The following is a 12,958-nucleotide window of genomic DNA, read 5'->3' on the forward strand; positions in this document are numbered from 1 at the left end:
GCGCCGGGTTTCGCAGCGGTCGTGCGCCGAAGTGCGCCGATGAGCGTCCCGAACTGCTCAGATGTTGGCGGGCGTGCGCAGCAGCGCCCGGAAATGCCGGAAGGGAGGCCGGTGCAGCACCGGCCTCCCTCCGCGAACGGGCTCGGCTCAGCCGGCCAGGTAGGACTCGACGGTGATGTCGCCGTCGATGATCATCTGCTGGAGCTCGTCGAGCTTCGAGGCCAGGTCGGCCGGAACCGCGTCCTCGAAGTCGTGGAACGGCGCGAGGCCGACGCCCTCGTTCTCGAGCGTGCCGATGAACGGCGCCGGGTCGAACTCGCCGTTGCCGGCCGAGACGATCGCGTCCTCGACACCGACGTCGATGCCCTTGCGGATCGAGGTCAGGAGCAGGTCGCCGACCGACGGGTCGGTCTCGTACACGTCGGCGTCGACGCCGAGCAGCATGATGTCACGGCCGGAGTCGCGGATCGCCGCGGCGCCCGACTGGTAGATCGGGCCGCCGACGGGCAGCAGCACGTCGATGTTCTGGTCGATGAGACCCTGGGCGACCTGGCGGGCGGTGTCGTTCGCCTCGAAGCCGCCGGTGAACGAGCCGTCCTGCGCCTCGCGGTCCCAACCGAGCACCTTGACGTCGGTGCCGTTCTCGTCGTTGTAGTACTCGACGCCCTGGGCGAAGCCGTCCATGAAGATCGACACGGTCGGGATGTTGATGCCGCCGTACGTGCCGACGGCACCGGTCTCGCTCATGCCGGCCGACAGGTAGCCCGCGAGGAACGCCGCCTGCGCCGTGTCGAAGATGATCGGCTTGATGTTCGGCGCGTCGGTCTCGCCGTTGAAGTCCTGGTCGACGGTGTCGTCGATCGAGACGTACTCGAGGTCGGGGTTCGCGGTCGCCGACTCGAGGGCCGCCGGCGCGAGCAGGAAGCCGACCGTCACGATCGTGTTGCAGCCCTGGTCGACGAGGCTCTGAAGGTTCGAGGCGTAGTCGGTCTCGGCCGCGGACTCGACCTTCTTGGCCTCCACGCCGAGCTCCTCGGCCGCGCGGTCCAGGCCCTCGGCTCCGAGCTGGTTGAACGACTTGTCGTCGAAGCCACCGGCGTCGGAGACCATGCAGGGCAGGTAGTCGAGCGCCTCGCCGCCGCCGCCGTCGGTCTCCTCGGGAGCCGACGCGCAACCTGCGAGCAGTGCGACCGCGCCGATGGTCGCGAGGCCGCCGACGGCGGCCTTCTTGAACGTGAACGTCACAGTGTCCTCCAAAAGACAGTGCACCCCGAACGATCGCGGGGACCGTGAGGTCACGTTACCCAATGTTTCGATCGGCGCCATCGGCCCTCCGACCCGGATCGGGCAAAGGTTATGAACCCGCGACATTCTGCTCATATGAGCACTCGCGAGGCACCCCCGAGCAGGGGTCGCTCACGGCGCCGACGGCGAGTCCACCACCAGTTCCCCCGCGATGATCGCCTGGCGCAGCCCCTCGATCTCGCCCTGCAGGTCGGGCGTGACGAGCGACTCGAGATCGTGGTACGGCGCGATCTCGACGCCGCCGTTCTCGAGCGTGCCGACGTACGGTTCGCTCGTGAAGGCGCCGTCCTGGACGGCGCCGACGATCTCGACCATCGCCTGCTGCGTGTTCTTCAGCACGCTCGTCAGGATCACGGGCCGGAACTCCGCGGGCAGCGTCTCGTAGCCGTCGCTGTCGACCCAGATGACCGACGTCGACCCGTGCTCGACCGCGGCGGCCGCCGCGCCCTCGCCCACCTGTCCCGCGACCGGGAGGATGACGTCGGCGCCCTGGTCGATGAACCCCTCGGCGAGCACCTTGCCCTTGTTGATGTCCTCGAAGTCCCCCGTGAACGAGCCGTCCTGCTCGTCCGTGTTCCAGCCCAGCGCCCGCACGCTCGTGCCGTGCACCTCGTTGTACCTGGCGACGCCGTCGACGAACCCGTCCATGAAGAGGGTCACCGGCGGCTGGTTCCCGCCCCCGAAGGTGGCGACGACCCCGGTCTTCGACACCCCCGCCGCGAGGTAGCCGGCGAGGAAGGACGCCTGCGCGGTGTCGAAGACCACGGGCTTGACGTTCTCGGCGTCCACCGTCTCGTCGACGATCGCGAACGAGACCTCGGGGTTCGACTCGGCCTCCGCGAGCGTCGCCTCGGCGAGTTCCCACCCCACGGTGACGACGAGGGCGCACCCGGAATCGACCGCCTGGCGGACGTTCGGTGCGAGGTCGGTCTCGCTCGTCGACACGAGGGCCTCCGCCTCCACGCCGAGCTCGTCCTCGGCCTGCTGGAGGCCCTCCCAGCTCGACTGGTTGAACGAGCGGTCCTCGAGTCCGCCGGAGTTCGTGACCATGCGCACGCACCCCGCGGCATCATCGACGCCTCCGACCTCGGGTGCCGGCGCGCAGCCGGCGAGCAGTGCGGATGCCGCGACCAGTGCGGCCCCGAACGTGACGACCCGTCGCAGCGACATCCGCCCGACCACCCTTTCCGTGCCTACAGCACGTCGCTCGACCCGCCGAGGCGCAGCGCGTCCACGACGGCCTTCACCCGCTGCGCGTGCTCGCTCGTCGTCACGAGCAGTGCGTCGGGCGTGTCCACGACGACGATATCCTTGACACCGATCAGGCTGATGACCCGGTCGGCGCGGCTGACGACGATCCCGCTGGACGCGTCCGAGAGGACCCGCGCGTGCTCTCCGAGGATCGCGAGCTCGCCGGAACGTCCTGCGGTGTTCAGCTTCGCCAGCGAGGCGAAGTCGCCGACGTCGTCCCACTGGAAGTGGGCGCGCACGACCGCGAGGCGACCGCGGGCCGCGGCCGGCTCGGCCACCGAGTAGTCGATCGCGATCTTCGCGAGCGTCGGCCAGATGCGGTCGACCGCCGGGCCACGCGCCTCGGGGTCGTCCCACGCCTCCGCCAGCTCGACGAGGCCCGCGTGGAGCTCGGGCTCGGTGCGCGCGAGCTCTTCGAGCAGCCGGTCGGCGCGGGCGATGAACATGCCGGCGTTCCAGAGGTGGCGTCCGCCCTCGAGATAGGCGCGCGCGGTCTCGAGGTCGGGCTTCTCGACGAAGCTCGACACCGACGTGACCTCGCCCGCGCCCGGGACGTCCAGCGGATCGCCGCACTCGATGTACCCGAACCCGACGGCGGGCTCGGTCGGCGTGATGCCGATGGTGGTGATGTAGCCCGCATCGGCGGCGGCGACCGCCGAGGTGACCGCATCGCGGAAGAGCGCGGAACCGGAGATGACGTGGTCGGCGGCGAACGAGCCGACGATCACGCCCGGCTCGCGTCGTTCGAGGATCGCCGCGGCCAGGCCGATCGCCGCAGTGGAGTCGCGAGGTTCGCTCTCGAGCACGATGTTCTCGTCGGCGAGCTCGGGCAGCTGCGCCTCGACCGCCGCGCGATGGGCTCGGCCCGTCACGATCATGATCCGCTGATCACCCGAGAGCGGCACCAGCCGGTCCCACGTGTCGCGGAGCAGCGTCTGCCCGGAACCGGTGAGGTCGTGCAGGAACTTCGGCGCGTCGGCCCGCGAGAGCGGCCAGAGCCTGGACCCCACGCCGCCGGCGGGGATGACGCTGTAGAAGCGGTCGAGTGGAGCCTGTCGCATCCGATCAGGATAGCCGCGGGCCACCCCGGACAACCGTCCGCGGTTCCCTCGCCACGACGGCGAACCGGAGCACGTCCGCGGGCGCACTAGACTCGGACCCGGGCCATCGGTCCCGTCATGCCCGCAGTCGGGCGACGCACACCGCCAGGAGGGACGTCCATGTCAGCAACGACGACACGGACCCCGATCGCACCCGAGAAGCCGGCGAAGCAGAAGCCGGGCGGCACGCTCTATCGCGGCCGCGAGGGCATGTGGTCGTGGGTGCTGCACCGCATCACCGGGGTGGCGATCTTCTTCTTCCTCCTGGTGCACATCCTCGACACCGCGCTCGTGCGCTTGAGCCCCGAGGCCTACAACGCCGTCATCGGCACGTACCAGACGCCGATCATGGGCCTCGGCGAGGTCGCACTCGTCGGTGCGATCGTGTTCCACGCGTTCAACGGCCTGCGCGTCATCCTCGTCGACTTCTGGTCGTGGGCGACCCGCAACCAGAAGGTCCTCTTCTACGTCGTGATCGCGCTCTGGGTCGTCACGATGCTCGGCTTCGTGCCCCGGCACCTCATGAACGTCTTCAGCCACTAGGAGCGCAGAGATGACCGTCATCGAATCCCCGCGCACCCCCGCTCGCCCCGCGTCCAAGCGCGGCGTCAACCTCGAGAAGTGGGGCTGGATCTACATGCGCGCCTCCGGCGTCGTGCTGATCGTCCTCGTCTTCGGCCACCTCTTCGTCAACCTCATGGTCGGCGAGGGTGTGAAGGCTATCGACTTCGGCTTCGTCGGCGGCAAGTGGGCCGACCCGTTCTGGCAGTGGTGGGACGTGCTGATGCTCTGGCTCGCGCTGATCCACGGCGCGAACGGCATGCGGACCATCGTCAGCGACTACACGAACCCGGGCACCGTTCAGCGCATCCTGAAGGGCGCGCTGCTCCTCTCCACGATCGTGCTGCTCGTCCTCGGCACGCTCGTGGTCTTCACCTTCGACCCGTGCCCCGCAGGCTCGCCCGCCGAGCTGCTCCCCTCGTTCTGCCCCGCCGCATAGGAGACACGTGACCAGCGAGAACCACGTCGAGACGACGGTCGTCGACGGCGTCCACTACCACCAGTACGACATCGTCATCGTCGGCGCCGGCGGCGCGGGCATGCGGGCGGCGATCGAGGCCGGGCCCGGCGCCAAGACGGCCGTCATCTCGAAGCTCTACCCGACGCGGTCCCACACGGGCGCGGCGCAGGGCGGCATGGCCGCGGCGCTCGCGAACGTCGAGGAGGACAGCTGGGAGTGGCACACCTTCGACACGATCAAGGGCGGCGACTACCTGGTCGACCAGGACGCCGCGGAGATCCTGGCGAAGGAGGCCATCGACGCGGTCATCGACCTCGAGAACATGGGCCTGCCCTTCAACCGGACGCCCGACGGCAAGATCGACCAGCGACGGTTCGGCGGGCACACGCGCGACCACGGCAAGGCGCCCGTGCGTCGCGCCTGCTACGCGGCCGACCGGACCGGCCACATGATCCTGCAGACGCTGTTCCAGAACTGCGTGAAGCTCGGCATCGAGTTCTACAACGAGTACTACGCGCTCGACCTCGTCATGACCGAGGTCGACGGCGTTCAGAAGCCGTCGGGCGTCGTCGCGTACGAGCTCGCAACGGGCGAGCTCCACGTCTTCCAGGCGAAGGCCGTGATCTTCGCGACCGGCGGATTCGGCAAGATCTACAAGACGACCTCGAACGCGCACACGCTGACCGGCGACGGCGTCGGCATCATCTGGCGCAAGGGCCTCCCGCTGGAGGACATGGAGTTCTTCCAGTTCCACCCGACCGGCCTCGCTGGCCTCGGCATCCTGCTCACGGAAGGCGCCCGCGGCGAGGGCGCCATCCTCCGCAACGCCTCCGGCGAGCGGTTCATGGAGCGGTACGCACCGACCATCAAGGACCTCGCGCCTCGCGACATCGTGGCGCGGTGCATGGTGCAGGAGGTCGCGGAGGGCCGCGGCGCCGGCCCCGACAAGGACTACGTCCTGCTCGACTGCACGCACCTCGGCGCGGAGGTCCTCGAGACGAAGCTCCCCGACATCACGGAGTTCGCACGCACGTACCTGGGCGTCGACCCGGTGTACGAGCCCGTGCCGGTCATGCCGACGGCGCACTATGCGATGGGCGGCATCCCGACGAACGTGAACGCCGAGGTCCTGAGCGACAACACGACGGTCGTCCCCGGCCTCTACGCCGCGGGCGAGTGCGCGTGCGTCTCGGTGCACGGTTCGAACCGCCTCGGCACGAACTCGCTGCTCGACATCAACGTCTTCGGCAAGCGCGCCGGCCGCAACGCGGTCGAGTACGTCAACTCGGGCGTCGACTTCACTCCCCTGCCCGACGACCCGGCCGCCGGCGTGCGCCGCCTGCTCGAGACGCTCCGCGACTCGAACGGCACCGAGCGGATCGCCGCGATCCGCAAGGAGCTCCAGGACGAGATGGACAAGGGCGCGCAGGTGTTCCGCACGAGCGAGTCGCTCGACCACGTCGCCGAGGTCATCGCGGGCCTCCGCGACCGCTACCGGAACATCGCCGTGCAAGACAAGGGGAAGCGCTTCAACACCGACCTCCTCGAGGCGGTCGAGCTCGGCTTCCTCCTCGACCTCGCCGAGGTCGTCGTCGCCTCCGCCCGCAACCGCGAGGAGAGCCGCGGGGGCCACATGCGCGACGACTTCCCGAACCGCGACGACGAGAAGTTCATGCAGCACACGATGGCCTACCTGTCGGGCGACGCCCACTCGTCGGTCGCCTCCGACCACATCCGGCTCGACTGGAAGCCGGTGACGATCACCCGATACCAGCCGATGGAGAGGAAGTACTGACGTGACGACCGCCACGCTCGAGACGACGTCGACGGATGCCGCGACGAAGTCGTTCACCGTCACCTTCCTGATCCGCCGCTTCGACCCCGAGGTCGACGCCGAGCCGCGCTGGCAGGACTTCGACGTCGAGATGTACGCCACCGACCGCGTGCTCGACGCCCTCCACAAGATCAAGTGGGAGCAGGACGGCTCGCTGACCTTCCGCCGTTCGTGCGCTCACGGCATCTGCGGGTCCGACGCGATGCGCATCAACGGCCGCAACCGGCTCGCGTGCAAGACGCTCATCAAGGACCTCGACATCACGAAGCCCATCTACGTCGAGGCGATCAAGGGCCTTCCGCTCGAGAAGGACCTCGTCGTCGACATGGAGCCGTTCTTCGCGAGCTACCGCGAGGTGCAGCCGTTCCTCCAGGCCGGCTCAGCCCCCGCCGCGGGCAAGGAGCGCGTGCAGTCGGTCGCCGAACGCGCCCGCTTCGACGACACCACGAAGTGCATCCTCTGCGCCGCGTGCACCTCGTCGTGCCCGGTGTTCTGGACCGACGGCCAGTACTTCGGCCCGGCGGCGATCGTGAACGCGCACCGCTTCATCTTCGACTCGCGCGACGAGGAGGCGAAGGTGCGCCTCGACATCCTGAATGACAAGGAGGGCGTCTGGCGCTGCCGTACGACCTTCAACTGCACCGACGCGTGCCCCCGCGGCATCGAGGTGACCAAGGCGATCGCCGAGGTCAAGCAGGCCATCATGCGCGGCAAGCCCTGACAGGGGGCCGTGAGGCGGAGGGGCCGGTGCGCGAGCGCCGGCCCCTCCGCCGTCCCGGTGCGGATTCCGCGGCGGCGCGCCGGATTCGGCGCCGACGCACCGACTCGCGGCGCGGCATCCGGTCGCTAGGGTGAGCGTGTGAGCGATCGCGATCGGGGGCGCGGCACCGCGTCGGCGCGCACGGACGTCGCATCGGTGGCCGACGGGCCGTCCGTGCCCGAATCGACGGCGACGGCGCGCGTGCGCGAGCGGTTCGAGGCAGCGAGCGCACCGCTGCGCGAACGGTTCGACGAGCCGATCACGCGCATGGAACGGCTCACCCAGCGCACGATGGCGCTCTTCCCCGTGCGCGTGTGGCGGCACTTCCTCGCCCGCAACGGCTTCCTGTTGACGGCGGGGATGAGCTACCAGTCGCTCTTCGCCGTGTTCGCGGCGGTGTACATCGTCTTCGCCGTCGCGGGCATCTGGTTGCTCGGGAACACGGAGACGCTGAATGCGCTGCTGCTGCTCATCAACACCTACGCGCCCGGCCTCGTCGGCCCCGACGGGGTCATCAGCACCGAGGACCTCCAGGCGGCGGCGACCGCGAGCACGAGCCTGTTCGGCTGGACGGGCGCGGTCGCGCTCGGCGGCCTGATCTGGACGGCCATCGGCTGGGTGACCTACGCCCGCATGGCCGTGCGCAGCATCTTCCTGCTGCCCAAGGACGACCGGGCGTACCTGTACCTGAAGGCGCGGGACTTCGCCGCGGCGTTCATGTTCGGCGTCGCCATCCTCGTCGCGGCGGTCCTCTCCATCGTCGCCACCGGATTCCTCGACTGGATCTTCGGCCTGCTGGGCATCGACCTCACGACGGAGTCGCCGGCGGTCCGGGTCGGGCTCCAGTTCGGTGCGATCGTCATCGTGTTCGTCATCGACACGCTCGCGCTCGCGGTGATGTTCCGCTTCCTGTCGGGCGCCGAGATGCCGTGGCGTCGGATGTGGACCGGCTCGCTGCTCGGTTCCGCCGCGCTCAGCGTGCTGCAGATGCTCGGCGGGTGGGTGCTGTCGTGGGCCGGCAGCAACCCGCTGCTCGCGACCTTCACGGTGATCGTGGCGCTGCTGCTGTGGTTCCGCATCGCGAGCATCATCATCCTGGTCGCCGCCGCCTGGATCGCCGTCGAGGCCGCGGACCGGAACGAGTCGTTGCGTCGGGTGACCGCCGCACAGCTCGAGGCGGAGCGTCGCCAGCGCGAGTACGAGGCGCTCCTCACCGCGGCGCGGGTGCGCGTCCGGCAGTCGCTCGCGGCGGCCGAGTCGGCGCGCTGGTTCGAACGGATGCCTGCCGGCCGCCGCCTGGCGAAGGCTCGGCGCGACCTCGACGAGCTCGAGGCATCCGCCCCGCCCCTGCCGCCGACGAAGCCGCACCCCTGGCTGAGCGGGAACGGCCGTGGGGGTGGCAGCACCTAGGATCGTAGGCATGCCCTCGCCCTCCCCGCTCCGGATCGTCAGCGCCAATGTGAACGGGGTCCGGGCGGCGTTCCGCCGCGGCATGGGCGCCTGGCTGGCCGCGCGCGACGTCGACATCCTCGCGATGCAGGAGGTGCGGGCGTCGACCGACGACCTCGCGGCGCTGCTCGGCGACGAGTGGAGCATCCTGCACGACCCCGCGACCGCGAAGGGCCGCGCGGGCGTCGCGATCGCGAGCCGTGCGGGTGCGAGCATCCACCGCGTCGAGCTCGGCGCGGAGGACCACGACACCGCCGGCCGTTGGCTCGAGGCCGACTACGAGGTGAACGACCGGATCGTCACCGTGGTCAGCTGCTACGTGCCGTCCGGCGAGGCCGAGACCGAGAAGCAGGTCGAGAAGTACCGGTTCCTCGATGCGATGAGCGAGCGGATGTCGGAGCTCGCGACGCACGAGCTGGCCGTGGTCGTCGGCGACCTGAACGTGGGCCACCGCACGCTCGACATCAAGAACTGGAAGGGCAACGTCAAGCGCGCCGGGTTCCTCCCCGAGGAGCGCGCGTACTTCGACCGGTTCATGGGCGCCGAGGGCGAGGAGGGCTACAACGCCGGCGCCGGGTTCGGCTGGGTCGACCTCGGCCGCCGCGCCGCGGGTGAGGTGCCCGGGCCGTACACGTGGTGGTCGTGGCGCGGCAAGGCGTTCGACAACGACACCGGATGGCGCATCGACTACCAACTCGCGACCCCGGCGCTCGCCTCCGCGATGGTCTCGTACGCCGTCGACCGGGCCGACGCGTACGACGAGCGATGGTCCGACCACGCTCCCGTCGTCGTCGACTACGCCATCTGAGACCGAAGGACCTCAACACCACGATGAACACCGCACGCCCCGTCGTCTTCTCCGGCATGCAGCCGTCCGGCGAGTCGCTCCACCTCGGCAACTACCTCGGCGCCCTGGTGAACTGGGTCGCGCTGCAGGAGGACCACGACCCGATCTACTGCGTCGTCGACCTGCACGCGATCACGGTGACGCAGGACCCTGCGACGCTGCGCGAGGCCACCCGCCGCACCGCCGCCCAGTACCTGGCGGCGGGCGTCGACCCGGCACGGTCGACGCTGTTCGTGCAGTCGCACGTGCCCGCCCACACCGAGCTCGCGTGGGTGCTCGGCAGCCTCACGGGCTTCGGCGAGGCGAGCCGCATGACGCAGTTCAAGGACAAGTCGGCGCGCTACGGGGCCGAGTCGACCACGGTCGGGCTCTTCACCTACCCGGTGCTCATGGCCGCCGACATCCTGCTCTACGGCACGCACCTGGTGCCCGTGGGCGACGACCAGCGCCAGCACCTCGAGCTCACGCGCGACCTCGCCGGTCGCTTCAACTCGCGGTACGGCGACACGTTCGTCGTGCCCGAGGCGATGATCCCGAAGGAGTCGGCTCGCATCTACGACCTCCAGGAGCCCACCTCCAAGATGTCGAAGTCGGCCGTGAGCCCCAACGGACTCATCAACCTCATGGACGACCCGAAGGTGATCGCCAAGCGCATCCGGAGCGCGGTGACCGACACCGAGCGCGAGATCCGCTACGACCCGAAGGCCAAGCCCGGCATCGCGAACCTCCTCGACATCTACGCGACGGTCACGGGCCGCTCGATCCCCGAGCTCGAGGCCGAGTACGACGGCAAGGGCTACGGCGACCTGAAGAAGGACCTCGCCGACGTCGTGGTCGAGCGCGTCGCCCCGATCCGGGAACGCACGCTGGAGCTCATGCAGGACCCGGCCGAACTCGACCGGCTGCTCGCGATCGGCGCCGGGAAGGCGTCGGAGCGCGCCGAGCGCACGCTCGCGACCGTCTACGACCGGGTCGGATTCCTGCGCCGGGCGTGACGGCCGTGGAGCGTCACGAGGCGGTCGCCGGTCGCCCGGTCGTGCTGTTCGACCTCGACGACACGCTCATGGCGCACCGCGAGGCGGTCGCCGCGGGCATCGTGCTGCACCTGCGGGAACGCGGCTACCCGGCGGACGCGGACGGCGTCGTCGCCGCGCAGGCGCTGTGGCACGAGCTCGAGGAGCGCCACTATCACGCGTACCTCGCGGGCGAGCTGACGTTCGAGGGGCAACGGCGGGCGCGCGCGGCCGAATTCGCGCTCGCGCACGGCGACCCGCTCGACGACGAGTCGGCCGGCGCCTGGTTCACTCGCTACTTCGAGCGGTACCGCGAGTCCTGGGCCCTGCACGATGACGTCCTGCCCGCGTTCGACGCGATCGAGGCCGCGCTGCCCGGCGTGCGGTTCGGCATCATCACGAACGGCGAACCCGACTTCCAGCTCGCCAAGCTCGTGCGGCTCGGGCTCGAGGTCGGACATCCGGGCCGGATCGAGCACCTCGTGGCATCCGGTGCCGAGGGAGTGACCAAGCCCGACCGGCGCATCTTCGAGGTCGCGGTCGCGCGCTTCGCGGCCGACGCCGCCGTCTCGCGGGCGGCGTACATCGGCGACCGTCTCCGCACGGATGCGATCGGCGCGGCGGAGGCAGGGCTCGTCGGCGTCTGGATCAACCGGTCGGGCGAGCGACCGGACGAACCGGAGGCGACGGATGCCACGGCGGCGGGCGTGCTCGAGATCCGCACGCTCGCCGAGCTCGCGCCCCTGCTCGCGGAACGGCTGGCGGTCGAGTAGCCCCGAGCACGGAAGCGGGCCGGGCGCCGTCCCGCGCGCCCGGCCCGTGTCATCCCGCTCGCGTCAACGCACGTCGTCGTCGACCCAGTCGAGGGTTTTCGTGACGGCCTTCTTCCAGTTGCGCACGAGGCGCCCCTGCTCGGCCTCGTCCATCGCCGGCTCCCAGCGACGGTCCTCCTGCCAGTTCTTCGCGAGGTCGTCGAGGTCGGCCCAGAAGCCGACCGCGAGTCCCGCGGCGTAGGCCGCGCCGAGCGCGGTCGTCTCGGCGACGACCGGGCGCACGACGGGCACGCCGAGGATGTCGGCCTGGAACTGCAGCAGCGTGTCGTTGGCCGTCGCGCCGCCGTCCACGCGCAGCTCCGTGAGATCGATCCCCGCATCGGCGTTCACGGCTTCCACGACGTCGCGCGTCTGGAACGCGATGGCCTCGAGCGCCGCCCGCGCGATGTGCCCCTTGTTCACGTAGCGGGTCAGGCCCACGAGCGCACCGCGCGCGTCCGGACGCCAGTACGGGGCGAAGAGCCCCGAGAACGCCGGCACGAAGTACGCGCCGCCGTTGTCCTCGACGGACTTCGCGAGCTCCTCGACCTCGGGGGCGGAGGAGATGATGCCGAGGTTGTCGCGCAGCCACTGCACGAGCGACCCGGTCACGGCGATCGAGCCCTCGAGGGCGTAGTGCACGGGCTGGTCGCCGAGCTTATAGCCGACGGTCGTGAGCAGGCCGTTCTTCGAGTGGACGATCTCCTCGCCCGTGTTGAAGATCAGGAAGTTGCCCGTGCCGTACGTGTTCTTCGCCTCGCCGGCCGCGAAGGCGGCCTGTCCGAACGTCGCGGCCTGCTGGTCGCCGAGGATGCCGGCGATGGGCGTCTCCCGGAGGAGGCTCGACGACTCGACGGCGCCGTAGACCTCGGAGGAGGACTTGATCTCGGGGAGCATCGAACGCGGCACACCGAAGATCCCGAGGATCTCGTCGTCCCACTCGAGGGTCTCGAGGTCCATGAAGAGCGTGCGGCTCGCGTTGGTGACATCCGTTGCGTGCACGCCGCCGTCGACGCCGCCGGTGAGGTTCCACAGCACCCATGTGTCGGTGGTGCCGAAGATCAGGTCGCCCGCCTCGGCCTTCTCGCGAGCGCCCGGCACGTTCTCGAGGATCCAGACGATCTTCGTGCCCGAGAAGTACGTCGCGAGCGGCAGGCCGACCTTCGCCTTGAAGCGCTCGACCCCGCCGTCGGCCGCGAGACGGTCGACGATGTCCTGGGTACGCGTGTCCTGCCAGACGATCGCGTTGTAGACCGGCTCGCCGGTCGTGCGGTCCCACACGACGGCGGTCTCGCGCTGGTTGGTGATGCCGACCGCGGCGATGTCGTGGCGGGTCAGGTCGGCCTTGCCGAGTGCCTGCCCGATCACCTCGCGGGTGTTGGCCCAGATCTCCTTGGGGTCGTGCTCGACCCATCCGGCCTTCGGGAAGATCTGCTCGTGCTCGAGCTGCCCGGTCGAGACGATCGAGCCGGACTTGTCGAAGATGATCGCGCGCGACGAGGTCGTGCCCTGGTCGATCGCGAGGACGTAGTCAGCCATCTGAGAACTCCGTTGCTGTCAGTGTGG

General features: G+C 69.9%; 12 protein-coding genes. 8 read left to right on the forward strand and 4 right to left on the reverse strand.

Annotated elements, in window-relative coordinates:
* Positions 1–147: 147 nt before the first annotated feature.
* The 3 genes from ACIQH8_RS01950 to ACIQH8_RS01960 form a co-directional block, all read right to left on the reverse strand.
* A complete protein-coding gene (locus ACIQH8_RS01950; RefSeq protein ID WP_400994102.1) occupies positions 148–1,245 on the reverse strand; it encodes a BMP family protein in 1,098 nt (365 codons plus the stop codon).
* Positions 1,246–1,416: 171 nt separating this feature from the next.
* Positions 1,417–2,475 carry a BMP family protein gene (locus ACIQH8_RS01955; protein WP_400994105.1) on the reverse strand — a complete coding sequence of 353 codons (1,059 nt, stop codon included), beginning with the start codon at positions 2,473–2,475 and terminating at the stop codon, positions 1,417–1,419.
* Positions 2,476–2,498: 23 nt separating this feature from the next.
* Positions 2,499–3,617, reverse strand: a complete 1,119-nt coding sequence (locus ACIQH8_RS01960; RefSeq protein ID WP_400994108.1) for a mannose-1-phosphate guanylyltransferase — start codon at positions 3,615–3,617, stop codon at positions 2,499–2,501.
* A gap of 159 nt (positions 3,618–3,776) precedes the next feature.
* Between ACIQH8_RS01960 and sdhC the strand changes: the two genes are divergently transcribed.
* The 8 genes from sdhC (at position 3,777) to ACIQH8_RS02000 (ending at position 11,353) form a co-directional block, all read left to right on the forward strand.
* On the forward strand, positions 3,777–4,199 hold the full coding sequence (gene sdhC, locus ACIQH8_RS01965; RefSeq protein WP_400994111.1) for a succinate dehydrogenase, cytochrome b556 subunit: 423 nt from the start codon (positions 3,777–3,779) through the stop codon (positions 4,197–4,199).
* Between the two features lie 10 nt (positions 4,200–4,209).
* Positions 4,210–4,656, forward strand: a complete 447-nt coding sequence (locus ACIQH8_RS01970) for a succinate dehydrogenase hydrophobic membrane anchor subunit (RefSeq protein ID WP_400994114.1) — start codon at positions 4,210–4,212, stop codon at positions 4,654–4,656.
* Positions 4,657–4,663: 7 nt separating this feature from the next.
* Positions 4,664–6,472 (forward strand): succinate dehydrogenase flavoprotein subunit, encoded by a 1,809-nt coding sequence (gene sdhA, locus ACIQH8_RS01975; protein ID WP_400994117.1) that lies wholly within the window; start codon positions 4,664–4,666, stop codon positions 6,470–6,472.
* A gap of 1 nt (position 6,473) precedes the next feature.
* Positions 6,474–7,232 carry a succinate dehydrogenase iron-sulfur subunit gene (locus ACIQH8_RS01980; protein ID WP_400994120.1) on the forward strand — a complete coding sequence of 253 codons (759 nt, stop codon included), beginning with the start codon at positions 6,474–6,476 and terminating at the stop codon, positions 7,230–7,232.
* A gap of 138 nt (positions 7,233–7,370) precedes the next feature.
* Positions 7,371–8,681, forward strand: coding sequence for a YhjD/YihY/BrkB family envelope integrity protein (locus ACIQH8_RS01985; RefSeq protein WP_400994123.1), 1,311 nt, complete (start codon positions 7,371–7,373; stop codon positions 8,679–8,681).
* Between the two features lie 10 nt (positions 8,682–8,691).
* Complete coding sequence (locus ACIQH8_RS01990; protein WP_400994126.1) at positions 8,692–9,528, forward strand: exodeoxyribonuclease III; 837 nt, start codon at positions 8,692–8,694, stop codon at positions 9,526–9,528.
* A 23-nt stretch (positions 9,529–9,551) separates the two neighbouring features.
* On the forward strand, positions 9,552–10,562 hold the full coding sequence (gene trpS, locus ACIQH8_RS01995) for a tryptophan--tRNA ligase (protein WP_400994129.1): 1,011 nt from the start codon (positions 9,552–9,554) through the stop codon (positions 10,560–10,562).
* On the forward strand, positions 10,559–11,353 hold the full coding sequence (locus ACIQH8_RS02000; RefSeq protein WP_400994132.1) for an HAD family hydrolase: 795 nt from the start codon (positions 10,559–10,561) through the stop codon (positions 11,351–11,353). Before trpS ends, ACIQH8_RS02000 begins: the two co-directional genes overlap by 4 nt.
* Positions 11,354–11,416: 63 nt before the next feature.
* Here the strand turns inward: ACIQH8_RS02000 and glpK are convergent, their stop codons facing one another.
* Complete coding sequence (glpK, locus tag ACIQH8_RS02005; RefSeq protein WP_400994135.1) at positions 11,417–12,931, reverse strand: glycerol kinase GlpK; 1,515 nt, start codon at positions 12,929–12,931, stop codon at positions 11,417–11,419.
* Positions 12,932–12,958 lie beyond the last annotated feature (27 nt).

The organism is Agromyces sp. GXQ0307 (assembly GCF_044769845.1).
Taxonomy (GTDB): domain Bacteria; phylum Actinomycetota; class Actinomycetes; order Actinomycetales; family Microbacteriaceae; genus Agromyces.

What these genes read in the sequence shown, in the direction of transcription:
- ACIQH8_RS01955 (WP_400994105.1), bottom strand. Translation starts at nt 2,475, where the DNA reads ATGTCGCTGCGACGGGTCGTCACGTTCGGGGCCGCACTGGTCGCGGCA.
- trpS (WP_400994129.1), top strand. Translation starts at nt 9,552, where the DNA reads ATGAACACCGCACGCCCCGTCGTCTTCTCCGGCATGCAGCCGTCCGGC.
- ACIQH8_RS01960 (WP_400994108.1), bottom strand. Translation starts at nt 3,617, where the DNA reads ATGCGACAGGCTCCACTCGACCGCTTCTACAGCGTCATCCCCGCCGGC.
- glpK (WP_400994135.1), bottom strand. Translation starts at nt 12,931, where the DNA reads ATGGCTGACTACGTCCTCGCGATCGACCAGGGCACGACCTCGTCGCGC.
- sdhC (WP_400994111.1), top strand. Translation starts at nt 3,777, where the DNA reads ATGTCAGCAACGACGACACGGACCCCGATCGCACCCGAGAAGCCGGCG.
- ACIQH8_RS01970 (WP_400994114.1), top strand. Translation starts at nt 4,210, where the DNA reads ATGACCGTCATCGAATCCCCGCGCACCCCCGCTCGCCCCGCGTCCAAG.
- ACIQH8_RS01990 (WP_400994126.1), top strand. Translation starts at nt 8,692, where the DNA reads ATGCCCTCGCCCTCCCCGCTCCGGATCGTCAGCGCCAATGTGAACGGG.